11 protein-coding genes are annotated in these 16,142 nt (G+C 69.0%); 3 read left to right on the top strand and 8 right to left on the bottom strand.

Going from position 1 to position 16,142, the window contains the following annotated elements:
- Positions 1-238: 238 nt before the first annotated feature.
- From CLV68_RS14700 to CLV68_RS14675, 6 genes are all read right to left on the bottom strand, one after another.
- Complete coding sequence (locus CLV68_RS14700; RefSeq protein ID WP_092786923.1) at positions 239-871, bottom strand: peroxiredoxin; 633 nt, start codon at positions 869-871, stop codon at positions 239-241.
- A gap of 80 nt (positions 872-951) precedes the next feature.
- The gene (locus tag CLV68_RS14695) at positions 952-1,473 is read right to left on the bottom strand and encodes a hypothetical protein (protein WP_147459992.1); all 522 of its coding nucleotides are present in this window, start codon (positions 1,471-1,473) and stop codon (positions 952-954) included.
- The gene (locus CLV68_RS14690) at positions 1,470-2,660 is read right to left on the bottom strand and encodes an EndoU domain-containing protein (RefSeq protein ID WP_121390846.1); all 1,191 of its coding nucleotides are present in this window, start codon (positions 2,658-2,660) and stop codon (positions 1,470-1,472) included. The genes CLV68_RS14695 and CLV68_RS14690 overlap by 4 nt, the downstream gene beginning before the upstream one ends.
- Positions 2,657-4,090, bottom strand: a complete 1,434-nt coding sequence (locus CLV68_RS14685) for a hypothetical protein (RefSeq protein ID WP_147459991.1) — start codon at positions 4,088-4,090, stop codon at positions 2,657-2,659. Before CLV68_RS14685 ends, CLV68_RS14690 begins: the two co-directional genes overlap by 4 nt.
- 146 nt (positions 4,091-4,236) lie before the next feature.
- Positions 4,237-7,614, bottom strand: coding sequence for a signal peptidase I (locus tag CLV68_RS14680; RefSeq protein WP_170224316.1), 3,378 nt, complete (start codon positions 7,612-7,614; stop codon positions 4,237-4,239).
- Between the two features lie 41 nt (positions 7,615-7,655).
- Positions 7,656-8,240 (bottom strand): CalY family protein, encoded by a 585-nt coding sequence (locus CLV68_RS14675; protein WP_246009882.1) that lies wholly within the window; start codon positions 8,238-8,240, stop codon positions 7,656-7,658.
- Between the two features lie 204 nt (positions 8,241-8,444).
- On the opposite strand from CLV68_RS14675, the gene CLV68_RS35630 reads away from it, so the two are divergent.
- Complete coding sequence (locus tag CLV68_RS35630; RefSeq protein ID WP_281274661.1) at positions 8,445-10,082, top strand: methyl-accepting chemotaxis protein; 1,638 nt, start codon at positions 8,445-8,447, stop codon at positions 10,080-10,082.
- A 770-nt stretch (positions 10,083-10,852) separates the two neighbouring features.
- Positions 10,853-11,608, top strand: a complete 756-nt coding sequence (locus tag CLV68_RS14665) for a DinB family protein (RefSeq protein ID WP_121390842.1) — start codon at positions 10,853-10,855, stop codon at positions 11,606-11,608.
- Positions 11,609-11,703: 95 nt separating this feature from the next.
- Here the strand turns inward: CLV68_RS14665 and CLV68_RS14660 are convergent, their stop codons facing one another.
- Positions 11,704-12,390, bottom strand: coding sequence for a CpaE/TadZ family protein (locus CLV68_RS14660; RefSeq protein ID WP_170224314.1), 687 nt, complete (start codon positions 12,388-12,390; stop codon positions 11,704-11,706).
- Between the two features lie 244 nt (positions 12,391-12,634).
- On the opposite strand from CLV68_RS14660, the gene CLV68_RS14655 reads away from it, so the two are divergent.
- Positions 12,635-13,279 carry a response regulator transcription factor gene (locus CLV68_RS14655; RefSeq protein ID WP_121391206.1) on the top strand — a complete coding sequence of 215 codons (645 nt, stop codon included), beginning with the start codon at positions 12,635-12,637 and terminating at the stop codon, positions 13,277-13,279.
- 1 nt (position 13,280) lies between these two features.
- On the opposite strand, the gene CLV68_RS14650 is transcribed toward CLV68_RS14655, so the two are convergent.
- Positions 13,281-16,139: a hybrid sensor histidine kinase/response regulator gene (locus CLV68_RS14650; RefSeq protein WP_121390840.1), complete on the bottom strand. Its 2,859-nt coding sequence runs from the start codon at positions 16,137-16,139 to the stop codon at positions 13,281-13,283.
- Positions 16,140-16,142: the final 3 nt, after the last annotated feature.

The raw sequence follows: 16,142 nt of genomic DNA, 5'->3' as shown, positions 1-16,142 counted from the left end.
GTAACCAGATTCTCTCAAACGGACCGCCGCTCATTTCGCTTACCCCACCCTGGCGATCATCCAACCGCTGGCGGGCGGCGTCCTGAATAAGCCTCACAGCCTACCGAGAGCCACCGACAAACCAGGCAGAGCGAGCCAGCCCCCTGTGGACAACCAGTCAACCAGTCAGCCGAACAACCCCAGAACAACACAAAGGCGGTGGCAGGAATCCCCGCCACCGCCTCCCGACAACCAGTGCTCAGCCCTGCGGGGCCTGCACGAACCTCAAGTACGGCCGAACCTCATCCACCTCACCGAACTTCGCCCGCGCGTCATCCGTAGACACCGTCGGCGGAACGATGACCCGATCGCCCGCGCGCCAGTCCACCGGGGTAGACACGGCAGCGCGGTCAGTCAGCTGGAGTGCGTCGAGCGCGCGCAGGATCTCGTCGAAGTTGCGGCCGACGCTCTTGGGGTAGGTGAGGGTGAGGCGGACCTTGTCGGCGGGGTCGATGATGTAGACGACGCGGACCGAGGAGGTGTCGCCCTCGTTGGGGTGGATCATCCCGTAGAGCTGGGCGACGGCCTTGTCCGGGTCGGCGATGATCGGGTAGTCGACGGTGGTGCCGTTGACCTCGTTGATGTCCGGGACCCACTTGGCGTGGTCGGCGACGGAGTCGACCGACAGGGCGATCGGCTTGGTGCCGCGGGCCGCCCACTCGGCGCTGAGCTGGGCGACGCGGCCGAGCTCGGTCGTGCACACCGGGGTGAAGTCGGCGGGGTGGCTGAACAGCACCGCCCACGAGCCCTGCTTCCACGCGCGGAACTCGATCGGCCCGGCCGTGGTGTCGGCCTGGAAGTCCGGTGCGGTATCACCCAGTTGGAGAGCCACCAGCGGGTCCTCTTCTCGTATGTCGGGACAATTCGCCCGCGAGTCTAGGGACGGGGGCGCGCGGTGGGCGGGAAACCGGTTCAGATCACAGTTGCCACCGCGATCCCGGCCGCGCGGGCCGCGGCCTGGTAGGGGGGCAGGTCCTCGCCGTCGAGCACGGCCTCCAGCAGCGCGCCGCCGAGCCCCCAGTGCAGGGCGGCCTGCGCGGTCGACACGCTGCCACCGGACAGTTCGACGACGTAGAGCAGCTTGTCCCCCGCGAGCCGCCTGGCCCGCAGCACCCGGACGACCGGGAACGACGCGGCGCCTGCCAGCACCTTGTCATCCACAGTGGACGCCGTGGGCTCCGGTCGGAACCGGACGTCGGCGGGCGCGGGCGGCGGTAGGTCCGCGATCACCGGACTCTCCAACCGGACGCCCTCCTCGGCGAGCAGCGCGCGCTCGACCTCGTCGACACCCACCCCGTGGTCGGCCAGGGCGAACAGCAGCGACCGCTCCAGGTCCTCGAACTCCCCCGCGCCCAGGGTCGACCGCAGACCTGCCAGTTCGTCGTCCGGCAGGCGCCCGGCGAGCCTGCGCAGCACGGTCACCCACGCGGTCACGGCCAGCACCCCAGCACGGGCACCGGAGATCCGGGCACCAGGGCGCCCGCGTTGTCGGTCGTGTAGACGACCGGTTTCCCGGACTGGTCCACCGCTGGTCTCCCGTCTTGTCCTACCGCCGGGTACTCCCAGGTGTCGCTGTCCCGCTCGTAGCGCGGCGGGAACGTCCTGGCGTCGGCGACCTGGGACTCCGTTGGTGGGGCGTCCGGGTTCTTGAAGATCGCTTGATCGTCGAGGGTCTCGGACTTGTCGACGTGCACCTTGTCCCGGTCGAGGATCTTGTTCCCGCGGATGTCGGGATAGCCGTTTCGGAAGACCCCGTCTTGGTAGACGTAGAGGTCGAGTCCGACGGTTATCCCTTTCACGGTCGCCTGACCCACGAAGCGCCACGACCACACCTGCGCGTTCATGTGGTTGCGATCGCTGCGCGGGCTGTCGGTCGGATTCCCGTCCTTGTCGAAGGTCTTGCCCTGGTCGACGACCTGCTGGATGGCGGCCTTGATGTCGTCGGCCGTCCACGCCTTCGGGAACTCGGTCTTGCCCGGCGCCCCCATGCCCGCGCTGTGGCCTCCTCGGTTCTGCTTGCCGGGGCTGGCCGGGTCGTACGGGTCGCCTTGGAGCATGTGTTCCAGGTTGGGGGTGGTGTAGACGAGGTCCTTGCCGGTCGGCTTCCTCGTCGGCGCGGTCGCGGGGCGTTGGTGCACCAGCGCGCGCAGGTCGTCGGTGCTGAAGACGTACCGGCCCCCGGGCACGTTCTCGCGGGTCAGCTTGTTGGCGACCATCAACTCCGCGACCACCGGTTCGCCGTTGGCGCCGCGGAGCAGGTCGACCAGCCGTTGGCCGCCCGCGTCGTGCAGGGCGAGTTGGTCGACGAGGACCTTGCGCTGCACCTGCCCGTAGGCGGGGAACGAGTCGCCGAAGTCGAGCACGAGGACCTTGGCCAGGCCGGTGGTGTCGATCCCGGCGAACGCCTGGAGCGCCTTGTCCGCGGCGTCGTACACCCGCTTGTCGCGGTCCTCCGGGTTGGTGACCGAGGCGATCGAGTAGACCAGTTTGGCCTGCGTGTCGACCAGCAACCCCTTGTCGACCCGCAGCGTGTTCGGCGCCCGGCCGCCCTCTTGCGCCAGCCCCGCGAGCAGCGACAACGCCTGCCGCGCCGCCAACCGCTCGGCACCCTTGCCCTTCACGGCGGCCTTGGCGAGCGCGATGGCCGGGCTTGGCGCGCCGGGGGCGACGGCGATCGCGGGTGCCTGGCCAGCACCGTGAGCAGGCTGAGCAGCCGCGCGTCGCCGGAGTTGCGGACCAGCGCGATGACGTCGTCGAGCAGCGGGTCGTCCTGCTTGGCGAACCCGGCGACGGCGGGACCGGGGGTGGAGAGCTTGTCGATGACGGAGTTGACGTCCGGCCCGGCGACCTCGGGTCTGCTCGGCACCGGCCGGTTCGGGTCGACACCGCGGTCGTGCAGCCGCTTCCCGGTGTCGAGATCGGGCCCGGCGATGCCCGTGAGCTGGGCGAAGGCGGTGACGGTGTACGGGCGGGTGCAGGTCTGGGTGCAGCTGGACGCCGGGTTGAGGACCTGGAACACCTGCTGCACCGACTGCATCGGGCCGACGGTGATCGGCAGCGCTCCCCCGCCGCCGCTGGTCGAGAACACCGAGACCATGCCGGTCGCGGCCTCGTCCCCGGCGTTGCGGATGTCGACCGGGGTCGGGCAGGACGGGGTCATGCAGGTCCCGGTGGGCACCAGGGTCACCGAGATGTCCGGCCCGTGGCCGACCTCGGGCATCGGCGGCGGGACGGGGGCGGTCGCGGCCTGCTGCCTGGCGTCGGTGAGCGCGCGGTCGGTGCGCTGCCTGCACGGGTCGTCCACGCCGCTGGTGCTGACGAGCGCGTACGGGAAGTTGCTCGCCTGGCCCCCGGGTTGGCCGCGCAGCTTCTCGCCGGTCGCCGCCAGCGGTCCGCCGATGCCGAGCAGTCGGGTGCCGCCCTCGGTCGACAGGTAGACCGTCCACGGCGAGCCGCGCGGTGACAGCGCCACCGCCGGGGTGCCGTCGACGTACACGGTCGGTGTTGCCGTCCAGTCGTCGCCGGTGACCAGTTCGCGCAACCGTTTGCCGGACAGCGCGGTGAGCATCCCGATCGGGAAGCCCATCTCCTCGGTGGCCTTGACCCACTTGCCGCCGATCTGGTGGGCGTAGACCGGGACCGTGTTGAGCCACCAGGCGTTGTTGGCGTTGACGACGACCTTGTCGTCCACTGCGACGAAGGTGGCGACGCCGCCCGCGCCGTCGGTGACGGTCGCGGTGGTCTCCCCGCCCGCGAGCGCGACCAGGTCGATGCCGAGCCCCACGCCGCCCTCGGTGTCCAGGGTGCCGCGCAGCCGCAGGTCGTCGAGCCGGGCCAGTTGGGCGAGCGCGGTGGCGCCGAGGTCGGCGGCGGGGACCTCACCTGCTCTGCCCACCACCACATTCGGCCCGGTGAACACCGCCACCAGCACCACGGCCAGCAAGGCGAGCACGACGACACCCAGCGGCGCGCGCCGACTCCCGGCCCGCCGGCCCACCGGCACGCCCTGCCCCACCGACATGCCCTGTCCCACCGACAGATCGCTCCCCATCACCAGACCCCCGAATCCGGTCCCCGGGCACCGAGAATGCCCGTGTACGGCATTCTGCACGCCCGCACCGACAATTTACGCCGGGGTCACCGAAACTGTCCGACTGGCACAGTCTGGACAGCCCGGTCGGCCCAGCGGCCCGGGTTCTAGTGATTGGCGTGGAAGTGCCTGCGGATCTGGGCGTCACTGAGTTGGGTGACGAACACGGCGTACTCGTCGAGGCTGCCGATGATGTAGTCGCTGGCGGGCCGGTTGGGGTAACCGGTCAGGATCCCGCCGCCCCACCGCCAATACCCGGTGTAGTTCTGCGCCGTCGTGGTCGCCGCGTCCTGCGCGACCAGCAACCCGTCGACGTAGAGCTTCATCCCGCCCGCGCCGAGGCTGGCGGCGACGTGGTGCCAGGTCCCGTCGTTGTACGACGACACCGAGTTGATCGATTTGATGCCGCCTGCCGGGTTGACGCCGAACGTCACCCGCCCGGTGTTGTCCAGGTAGACCACTCTGTCCCTGGCCGTGCTGCTGACGCTGACCGTGTCGAAGAAGCCCGCGATGAGCCCACCGGCGGTACCGCTGACCTTGAACCACGACTCGATGGTGAAGGTGGTCGGGTTCGCGAACGAGGTCAGGTTGGTCGCGTTCGTCGTGCCGTTGAACGCGGTCGCCGTGCTGGCGCTCTGCCCTTGTTGCGCGCCTTGCAGCGCACCGGGTTGGGCGGCGTTCATGGGTGAGAGCGCGCCCGCGACCGGCAACGGGTCCGGAGCGGGGGCACCGGCGTTATAGAGGTTCTGCACCTGCGCGGTCGACAGGCTCGCCTGGATCGCGCGGACCTTGTCGATGACGCCGTTGAAGTAGTCCATCTGGCTGCCGCTGCGCAACGCGCGTCCCACTTGCAGCGGGTTGGTCGCGTTCCACGTCACGGAGTGCGTGGTGCTGCCCTGCAAGACCCCGTCTACGTAGAGGCGCATCAGCTCTGATCCCGCGTAGAACACGCCCACCAGGTGGTACCAACGGTTCTGGGTAGCGTCAGCGGTGCTGTAGACCGTGTCGTAGGTCGGCGAACTGGTGTCGGTTCTGGGCATGCGGAAAGCCCACTTCACCGAGGCGATGTCCGCGCCCAGCATGAACGCGCTCCCGACCGATCCCTGTTGGGAGACGACCGCGCGGTCTTGCGACGACGTCGTCATGTATACCCAGGCGGACACCGTGAAGCTGGCGTCGGTACGAATCGCGGCCGATTGGCTTACCGTCCAACTGCTGGAACCGTTGTAGATGCCCGCAGTGCCTTCGTAGCCGGAGTCGGTCCACTGCACGGCGTTCATCGTGCCGTAGTTGCCGTTGCCGGAAGAGTCGGAGGCGGTCGACGCGATGTTGTCGTTGAACTGCCAGTCCAGCGTCGGCCGCGTGTAGAGGTCCTCGACGTCCGCCGTGCTGAGCACTCGGTTGTAGAGAGCCACCTCGTCGATGCGCCCAGGCCAATACTCGACGTAAGAGCCGTTGCGCTGGCCGCGGCCGATGGATATGGACCCGTTGCCGTTCCAGCCACCTGAGCGGCTCACGGTGGCCTCCAGCGTGCCGTTGACGTAGAGCCTCATCTGGCTCGCGGCCGCGTCCCACACCCCCACGATCCACATCCACGTGTTGGCGATGGCGGGATTCACACTAGAGGCCCGCACGGTGGAAGCCCCGTTGGTGTCCGAGGCGGGCATGGTGAAGGCGAACTTGCCTGTGGAGGCTATGTAGCTCAGGTAGAACGCACTGTTGGCTTGGCTGTCTTTGGACAGAATTGTCCTGTCGACTCCACCCGAGCTACTGATGTACATCCACGCGGACGCGGTGAAGCTGCTGTCGGTGCGCAGGCTGAAGTACGACGCGGAGACGTAGTCGTCGATCCCGTCGAAGGTGAGCGAACGGCCAAGGCGGCCTACTGTGTTCCAGGTAGGGCCGGTGATGGTGCCGTTGTAGCCGTAAGGACCGGAGTCGGTCAGCACGGAGCCGGACTGCTCGAAGGCGTAGGCAGCGTTAGGGGCTGTCGCGGCGCCGATGATGCCGGAGATCTCGCTAGCGCCTAGGACACGCGAGTACACCCGCACGTCGTCAATGGACCCCGCCCACGGGTACTGCCAGGTCCCGTTGATCTGCACGCCGCCCGCCGTCAACGCGCCGGTGCCGCGCCACTCGTAAGCGTCGGCTCGGGAACCGGTCGCCTCCAGGGTGCCGTTGACGTAGATGCGGATGACGTTGTTCGGGTCGTCGTAGACCCCGACGATGTGCGTCCAGGTGTTGGCCGCGACCACAGTCGTGGAGTTCAGGTAGTCCTCGGTCGCGCTGGAGTTGTCTGACCTAGGCATACCGAAGCGGTAGCGGCTGCCCCAGGTATAGACGTACCAAGCATTGTGGTTGCTACCCGGCTGCGTGATCGCTACCGCGTTCGCAGAGGCGGAACTTGTGCGCAGCCACAAGGACACACTGAAGCTGGTGTCGCTGACGGTAGAAGGCCCGGTGCCGACGACACGGTCGTTAACGCCATCGAAGGTGATCGCGGAACCGGTCAACCCTGTCGACCAGGTAGGGCCGTTCACGAGCGTGCCCTGGTTAGCGCCACCGGAGCTGTCCGATGCCGCGGTGCCGCTAGCGTCATCAAAACGCCAGTGGGTGTAAGGACCATTGGTGGCCGCGTTGTACTGACCAGGGCGACTGTTACCCGACGAGTCGGTCGCGGTGCTGGTCGCCGCGGACGACGCGCTCTCGTCTTGCCGGTGGTAGAACGTCGGGCTGTCACCGATGACCGACGCCGAGTACGTGGGGAAGGTGGCCGCAGTGCCGAGCGCGTTGCCCGCGTTCGCGCCGGTGGCGGTGAACATGGCGAACCCACCGGACTCAAGGACCATGGCCACGACGACGCCCAGGGTAGCCGCGGCCGAAACGCGCCTATCCGTCCGACGTCGGGTAGCGCTGACGTCGGACGGTGCCCGGTGCTTACCTGCACGAGGTGGCTCTGTCGGTGGCGGATCAAGGTCACCCGGACGACGCAAGGCGAGGACAAGAAGCCCTATGAGCCCGAAGACTGCCGCGCCGAGCGCGGTCCAGTTCTGCGTTTGCACCCAGTAGGCCGGTAGACCCACCCACGGGACGCGCAGCCTGCCCTGCCCGATGACGTCGTCCTCGGTGACGGGAGTGCTGTCGGAGTCGGGGTTGGCGTCGCCCTTGGTGACCAGGGTCTGGTCCTCGTTGACCTTGATGATCCGGTGCATGAGGGTCCGGCCCTCGTGCGCGGGGTCGTGGAAGGCGATGACCGCGCCGGGAGCGGGGTGGTCGGTGAGCAGCGACCCGACGACGACAACGTCACCGGCGCCGATCGAGGGCGCCATGGATCCCGACAGCACCACGTAGGAGTGCCAGGACACGATGTAGGGCAGCACGCACCACGCGAGCAGCCACACCAACGTCGACAACACCGCTTGCGCCAGGAACGCCGCGACCGCGGGCATCGAGCCCAACAGTCGCTTGGCGTTCCTGGCGTTCACGGTGTCCTCCATCGCTCGCTACCGAGCGAGTCCCTCGGCTATCAGGTGCTCTGCGCTTCCCAGGTGAATCCGATACCGGCGCTCTTGTTCTGCGCGCTGTTGTTGTCCTGCAACGTGTAGGTGAACTGGAAGGTCTTCTTGGTGCCGTTGGTCGACGGCGTCCAGCTACCGATACCGTTGCTGAAGTTCGTGTAACCCGAGGAGAACGCGGCCAACGTGCCGTTGTGCAGCGGGCCACCACCATCGGCGACGAACCCGGTGCAGTCTGCGTACGTGCCACCGGTGCCCTGTCGGACCACGAAGTCCAGGTACGGACCGAGCGTGCCGGTGTAAGAGGCCGCGGTCGTGTAGAGCTTGACCGACGAGGCCACGTTGCCGGTGAACGTCACCTCGATGCACTTCGATCCGGTGTCACCCGGCTTGAGGCCGGACACGTTGAAGAGCACGCCGTTCGAGTCGTCGTCGGTGATGGACACCGAACCCGAGTTGAACGAGTTGCCGCTGTTGGTCGTGGACGCGGAGAAGGCCGCGTAGCTGCTGAACCAGATGACCAGGGCGCTGGCGACCAGGCCAGTAGCCACCACCGCCGCGGCCTTGAGCCCGGTCCTGTTCTTCTTGACCTGCATCGTCACTCACCCTCCTGTCTTTTCCCCACTGTCGGCTGATGGACCTGCCCCGATTAGGCGGTTCAGTTGCGAGGTGGTTGCTACTTCGGGTGCACGACGGTGCCTCGTGAGAGTTACAGGGCGTGACGGCCGCCACTTTCGTGTCTTGCTCAGGTCCACCGGGCGGCGGTCGATCTCGGCGCAGACCAAGGACAGAAGTCCACGGTGGACAACCGGAAGGCGGCAGGGATGATCCTCGGCAGGGCCAAGGTAGGCACACGGCTGGGCGGATCTTTCGCTGTACTGGTGTTGTTCATCGTGTTCGCGGCGTGCGCCGGGTGGTGGGGTCTGTCCAAGCAGGACGACATCAGCAACCGGTTGGACACGCTGCGCCAGGTCCAGGACGACGTGGACCTCATCAAGTACGACGCCGCCGACGTCACCGGCTGGCAGGCACTCGTAGTGTCCGACGCGGGCGCCTACGGCATCGCCTTCGCCACCGGGCCCGACGGGTACAACCGGACCGCCGAGCTCAAGGCCAAGAACACCGTCTACGCGAACATCGAGGCCACGCACGTGGACGCGATGACCGACGCGGAGAAGGCCCAGTTCGCCAAGCTGCGCCCGGCGTGGGACGACTTCTTCGCCTGGGACACCAAGATCATGGACTGGTTGAAGGCCGACACCCAGGCCAGCCGCGTGCAGGCCATGGACAGCATCAACGGCGGCGAGGCATCCGCGGCCTACGGCGACATCCTCAAGGTGACCGCCGAGCTGACCAAGTCCATCGACGCCAGGATGGACGCGCTCAAGGCCGAGGCCGACAGCTCGCAGGAAACCGGCAGCTGGGTGCTCGCCGCCACCCTCGGGGTCGCGCTGCTGCTGGCCATCGTGCTCAGCGTGTGGGCCACCCGCTCGGTCGTGCGGCCGCTCGCCTCGGTCGTGCGGACCCTGCGCAAGGTCGAGGACGGGGACCTGACCAGCCGGGTCGGGCTGCGCACCACCGACGAGATCGGCCAGGTCGGCGCCGCCGTGGACAGCACCATCGAGTCGCTGCGCAGCACCGTCACCGGCCTGTCGCAGCACGCCGGGTCGCTGGCCACCGCCTCGGAGGAGCTCTCGCGGGTCTCCACCGAGATCGCGGCATCGGCCAACGACGCCAGCAGCCAGGCGGGCGCCGTCACCGACGCCGCCGCCCAGGTGCTGCAGAACGTCGACACCGTCGCCACCGGCGGCACCGAGATGGGCGAGTCGATCCGCCAGATCGCCAACAACGCCAGCGAGGCAGCCGACGTCGCCAGCAAGGCCGTCACCGTCGCCGAGCAGACCAACCAGACCGTCGCCAAGCTCGGCGTGTCCTCCTCGGAGATCGGCAACGTCGTCAAGGCGATCACCTCGATCGCCGAGCAGACCAACCTGCTGGCGCTGAACGCCACCATCGAGGCCGCGCGGGCCGGGGACGCGGGCAAGGGCTTCGCCGTCGTCGCCGGTGAGGTCAAGGACCTCGCCCAGGAGACCGCCAAGGCCACCGAGGACATCATCGCCCGCGTCGAGGCCATCCAGTCCGACACCGCCAACGCCATCTCCGCCATCGGCGAGATCGTCACCACCGTCGGCCGCATCAGCGACTTCCAGATCGTCATCGCCGCCGCGGTCGAGGAGCAGACCGCCACCACCAACGAGATGAACCGCAACCTCGCCGAGGCCGCCTCCAGCAGCCGAGCCATCAGCACCAACATCACCGGCGTCGCCACCGCCACCAGCACCACCACCGCAGGCGTCCACCACTGGCAACTGGCGGCAACGGAACTGGCCCAGATGAGCGGCGAAATGCACGCCACCGTCGCCAAGTTCCAACTCTGAACCCGGTGCCCGCCAGTCCCTGGGGGTCTGGCGGGCACCAATCACTCCCCACGACCGCGATGCCGGACCTCCGGCATCGCGGTCGCTGGCGTGAACGGGAGAACCAGTCCACAGTGGACCTCAACCCGAGCAACAACTCAACACCTCATGCGGCAGCCCATCCTACAAGGCGTTGGCCCACACCCACCCTCTCAGACATTGGCCCCCACCCGGCCTTCACGATCGTTGACCCCACACGCCCCCAAACAACGTTGGCCAACCACGCGCCCCTCTACGACGGTGGTCTCCACCCGGCCCTCACAATCGTTGGCCCCCACGCGCCCGTCGCAGTCGTTGGCCCCTACGTGCCCCTCCCAGGCGTTGGCCCGAAACCGCTCCTCGGATCCGCTGGTGCCAAGCCGGCTCGATGGGGCGGACTTGTTTTGTGTGGGGGGACGATGCCCGTAGCGTCGCTCACGTGGCAGGGCCTGCTCTTCGGCCCCTGCTTTGTGGTTCTGCCCGGGTGTCGTAGGGGCCCCGCGCAAAACAAGTTCGCCCCATCGAGCTCTTCGCTTTCTCGCGCCCCCACGCAATGCCGCAGGCGAGCCGTCCACCGTCGACGGCGCAGCCGAGCACGAGAGCCGGATCCCCCCAGCTCAAGATCAAACCCGCCAAAGCACCATCGACCAGGTCGGGTCGGTACTGGACGCGCTTAAGGCGCTGTTTGATTGGAGCTGTCCGATGCCGCGGACCGCGAGCAAGATCTGTGGGACGTGCCCTAGGATCCGGCGATGGCTACCTATAGCGGACCGGATGACCTGAGCGGCACCGAGTTCATCGAGACGAACTTTGCGGGCAGCGTGTTCCGCGAGGTGGATCTGAGCGGTGTCCGGATCCGCGGTGCCCTGTTCAACGGCGCCAGCCTCGACGGGGTGATCGACGGGCTGCGGGTCAACGGCGTCGAGGTCGCACCGCTGGTCGAGGCCGAGCTGGACCGGCTGCACCCGGAGCGCACGCGACTTCGTCCGTCCACACCGGACGGTGTGCGGATCGCGTGGGAGACGGTCGAGGCGTTCTGGGCGCCGACGATGGCGCGGGCGGGATCGATGCCGGAGCAGGACGTTCACCGGTCGGTGGACGGGGAGTGGTCGTTCGTGCAGACGCTGCGGCATCTGGTGATGGTCACCGACCTGTGGTTCGGCCAGGCGGTGCTGGGGCGGGACCGGCCGTACCACCCGCTCGGGCTGCCCGCGGCGTTCGTCACCAACGGCGCGGACCTCGGCATGGACCTGGCTGCCGAGCCGAGCCTCGCCGAGGTGGCGGCGGTCCGGGCCAGCCGTGTGGCCGAGGTGCGGGAGTTCCTCGCCACCGCCACCCAGGAGGACCTGGACCGGGTCCGCGAGCCGGAGGTGCCGTCCGGCTGGCCTTCGCCTGCCCCCCGTGCCGCCTCCGCGTGCCTGCGGGTCATCTTGAACGAGGAGTGGGCACACCACAGCTTCGCCGTCCGCGACCTCGACACGATGGAAGACTCGAAGAGCGCGATCTGACGTCGGCCACCAGCAACTCGGCGACCCGATCGTGCTGATCTGGGACAACCTCGCCCACACCGACCCAATCCTCGAACCCGGCTCAACCTAGCCATTCAAGAGCTGTGGCGAGCGAGGGCCTGGAGCGCGTGGCTGAAGGGGTGGTCGGGGTCGACCGCCGTGAGGGGTTGGCCGGTGTTGATGGAGTGGGGAACGTCCGCGGTCGCGGGGAGCCAGGCGGCTATTGGGGTGCGCGCGGCCTGTTCGATCTCCGGGGTGGGGATGCCGTTGTCCGGGTGGGTCCGGTTGATGACGACGGAGCGGAGGTGGCGGTCGTGGCCGAGGGTGTCGAGCATGTCGTGGTAGCGGCTGAGGGCGCGCAGGGCGGGGCGCTCGGGGGTGGTGACCAGGACCTGGCGGTGGGCGTACTCCAGGGCGGTCAGCACGTGCTTGTTGACCGCGGCCGGGGCGTCCACGACGACGTGGGCGTACATGGTGGACAGGGAGGCGAGCAGTTCGCTGACCACGCGCTCGGGTAGGCGGCCGGGGTCGCCGAGGATGGTGGGGGCGAGGATGGCGTAGAGGCCGCGGCTGAGGCGGGTGGCGACGTGGGCCTCGGGGACGCCGCCCTCGTCGACCTCGGCGTCGAACATGGTGGCGATGTCGCCCGCGGTGAAGTCCAGGTCGACCAGGCAGACGGGGCCGGTGCCCGCGCGGGCGAGGGCCACGGCCAGGTTGGCCGCGACGGTCGACGCGCCCGCGCCCGCCCGCGCCCCGACGATGGTGACTATCCGTGCGTCCACCGGTGGACCTCCGCTCTCGTTGTCACAGAGCGTGGCCTGGGCGACCCGGTGCGCGGCAGCGGGCAACCGGTCGACTCCCGTCGGTCCGCCGTCCGACATAACGTCTGGACCTGCTATTTCTGTTATGCCCCCGGCGCCGGGGTCAGGTTGGCACACATTTTTCAGGTTCCTGTAACCCTGGCCGGGGGTAAACCGACAGTCACCTATGTCATCGCCCATATGGGTGACGGAAAGGTGGAGCGTGGTGATTCGCACCGTCGTGATCGACAGCGACACCCTGACCCGGTACGGGTTGTCGATGCTCGCGGGCGCGCACCCGGACGTCGAGGTGGTCGGCGAGACCGGGTCCGCCGTCGAGGCGGCCGCCCTGGTGGAGCGCTCGCGGCCGGACGTGGTCGTGATCGACGTCGAACTGTCGGACGGCAGCGGGCTGCCCCTGGTCCGTGCCCTGCGGGACCGCTACGCGCACCTGGGCATCGTGGTGATGACCTCGCTGGACACCGACGACGTCCTGTTCCGCGCCCTCGACCACGGTGCCTCGGCGTTCGTGGTGAAGACCGCCCCGGTGGTCGAGGTCCTCGGCGCCATCCGGCACGCCGCCGTGGCCGCCACCTCGTTCACCGCGACCGGCTTGCTCGACGCGCTGACCCGCCGCCGCGAGCAGGAGACCAGGTTCGCCCTGTCCCCCCGCGAACGCCAGGTGCTCACCCTGCTGCGCGACGGCATGTCGATCCCCGAGATCGCGGGCAGCATCCACATCAGCAAGTCGACCGCCAAGACCTACGTCGCCCGGCTCTACGACAAGCTCGGCGCGTCCAGCCGCGCCCAGGCCCTGGTGACCGCCCTGCGCACCGGCCTCATCGACTACGAGCCCACCCCCGGCTCGTAGCTCACGCCTTCGCGGTCAGGGTCGATACCAGGCCGGTGATCGCCGGGACCACCAGCGCCAACTCCCGGCGGACCGGACCGAGGGCCGATGCCGCGTCCGGCAGGGTGCCCTCGCGGGCCTGGTGCTCGATCGCCAGCAGCAGGTCGGCGAGCACGGTGGCACCGATGTTCGCCGCCGACCCCTTGAGCGTGTGCGCCTGGGTGGTCACCTCCTCGACGTCCCCGGCGCGGATGGCGTCCGCCAGGGCATCGACCGCCGGACCGGTCTTCTCGGCGAACGAGGTCAGCAGGCGCGCCATGAAGTCGCGTTCCTCGGTGCTGGGCTGCGGACCGGTCAGCTCGTCGAGCCGCGCGTGCAGGGCGGCGGTGCGGTCGTCGTGCTCGGCCACCGGCGGCTGGGCTGGCGCGGACCGGGTGAGGTCGGGCTCGGTGCGGGCCTGCGGGATCTTGGCGGTGAGCTTGCCCAGCACCTCGGCCAGGTCGGTCGGTCGGACCGGCTTGGCGAGGTAGTCGTCCATGCCCGCGGCCATGCAGGCGTTGGCGTCCTCCACCAGCACGCTGGCGGTCATCGCGACGATGTGCGGCTGGCGCTCGGGCGGCAGGTCGGAGCGGATGATCTGGGTGGCCTCCAGGCCGTCCATGATCGGCATCCGGACGTCCATCAGCACCACGTCGTAGGGGCGCAGCCGGACCGCCTGCACGGCCTCGCGGCCGTTGGACACCATGTCGGCGCGGTAGCCGAGCTTGGTGAGCATCAGCTGGGCGACCTTCTGGTTCACCAGGTTGTCCTCGGCGACCAGGATGCGCAGCGCGCCGCTGTCGGGCAGCGGCTCGGGCAGCTTGAGGTTCTCGGGGGTGGCCTCGACGGCGCCCAGGATCCGGGTCAGGGTGGTGCGCAGGACGCTCACCCGCACCGGTTTGGTCAGCACGGCCTCGAACATCGCGCGCTGCTCAGTGGTCAACGGCTGGGTGACGCTGCTGAGCAGCATCAGCGGCAGCCGCTCGCTCTCGGGCAGCAGCCGCAGGGCGGCGGCCAGGTCGGCACCGTCCATCTCCGGCATCTGCATGTCGAGCAGCGCCACGTCGAACGACTCCCCCGCGCGGACCAGGTCCAGCGCCTCCTGCCCGGAGGCGACCTCGGTGGAGCGCATCCCCATGTCCGTCAACTGGGCGCGCAGCACCTCGCGGTTGGTGTCGTTGTCGTCGACCACCAGCGCGCTCTTGCCGGTCAGCGCCGACCACCCCGGCTCGCGGTCCTGGTCGGTCTGCGGTGAGATCCGCAGCACGGCGGTGACGGTGAACCTCGACCCGATGCCCGGGGTGCTGACCACGGTGATGTCACCACCCATGGCGCGCGCCAGCCGGTGGCTGATCGCCAGGCCGAGGCCGGTGCCGCCGAACCGGCGGGTGGTGGAGGCGTCGACCTGGCTGAACGACTGGAACAACCGGCCGATGTGCTCGGGCGGGATACCGATGCCGGTGTCGCTGACCGCGGCCCGCACCAGCACCTGGTCGCTGTCGCCGATCGGCTCGGCGTGCACGTTGATCGCGACCTCGCCGCGGGGGGTGAACTTGACCGCGTTGCCGATGAGGTTGAGGAAGATCTGCCGCAACCGGGTCACGTCGCCGCGCAGCACCGGCGGGCAGGACGCGTCGACGTAGCCGATCAGTTCCAGTTCCTTGTCCCCCGCGGGCACCGCGACCAGGGCGAGCGCGCTGTCGACCACGTCGGTGATGTGGAACGAGGCGTCCTCCAGCTCCAGCTCGCCCGCCTCGATCTTGGAGTAGTCCAGGATCTCGTTGATCACCGCGAGCAGCGCGTCCCCGCTGTCGCGCACGATCCGGACCAGCTCCAACTGCTCGACGGTCAGGTCGGTGTCGAGCAGCAGGCCGGTCATGCCGATCACCGCGTTCATCGGGGTGCGGATCTCGTGGCTCATGGTGGCCAGGAACGCGGCCTTCGCCTTGCCCGCGGCGACGGCCTGGTCGCGGGCGGCGACCATCGCCTCGGTGGAGGTGTTGACCGCGATCGCCATCTGCTCGAGTTCCAGCGGACCCCCTGTGGCGGCCCGCTGCGCGGTGTCCCCGCGCGACACGTGCCTGGCCGCCTCCGTCACCCGCCTTATCGGCCTGGTGACCTTGCGCGTCACCCAGATCGCGCCGAGGGCGGCCAGCGCGCCCACCCCGATGGTGACCAGGGCGATCAGCTCCTGGGTCGCCTCGCCGCTGTCGGTGACGACCTGCTGGTTGACCCCGAGCAGCTCCTCCTCGTGCTCGCGCATGTTGCCGAGGATGTCCTCTATGGCGGCCATGTCCCGTACGCCACGACCGGTCGACACCAGCTCCACGGCCGCCTCGACGCCCTGACTGCGCCGGAGCTCTATGGTCTGCGCGAGCTCGTCGAGCTTGTCGGCCACCACCGGCCCCAGCGCCTCGTACAGCTGGACCATGTAGCCGTCGTCGGCGAGGAGCTCGCCCAGCTTCGCCTCGGTGTCGGCGATGTCGAGGACCGCGGCGGAGTACGGGGCGAGGTACTGCTCGTCGCCGCCGATGAGGAACCCGCGCTGGCCCCGCTCGGCGTCCTGGATCTGCTGCCACAACAGCGAGATCTGCGAGAGCACGGTGTGGCTGCGCTCGATGGGCGCCCGGGCGTCGAGCAGCGAGTCGATGCGGACGTAGGAGTTGATGCCGACCGCGAGGAGACCGCCGATGGCCAGCAGGTACCCGGCGGTGAGCAGCCGCCCCACCGTCCACCGCCACAGCGGGGCCCGGGGCGGCTCCTGCTCCTGCTCCGGCGTCGGGATCGGCCGGGGCACGGCGAACAGCTCGTCCACCTCGCCCGCGGGGTTGTCGGTCGTCATCGG

Origin of the sequence: Actinokineospora cianjurensis, from assembly GCF_003663795.1 — a bacterium.
GTDB lineage: Bacteria > Actinomycetota > Actinomycetes > Mycobacteriales > Pseudonocardiaceae > Actinokineospora > Actinokineospora terrae.
Note: the sequence above shows the minus strand (reverse complement) of the source record. Positions and strands in the feature narration are given on the sequence as shown.

Bases quoted from the DNA above. Each gene is read 5' to 3' on its own strand.
- CLV68_RS14675 (WP_246009882.1), bottom strand. From the start codon at position 8,240: ATGCAGGTCAAGAAGAACAGGACCGGGCTCAAGGCCGCGGCGGTGGTG.
- CLV68_RS14650 (WP_121390840.1), bottom strand. From the start codon at position 16,139: ATGACGACCGACAACCCCGCGGGCGAGGTGGACGAGCTGTTCGCCGTG.
- CLV68_RS14665 (WP_121390842.1), top strand. From the start codon at position 10,853: ATGGCTACCTATAGCGGACCGGATGACCTGAGCGGCACCGAGTTCATC.
- CLV68_RS14685 (WP_147459991.1), bottom strand. From the start codon at position 4,090: ATGGGGAGCGATCTGTCGGTGGGACAGGGCATGTCGGTGGGGCAGGGC.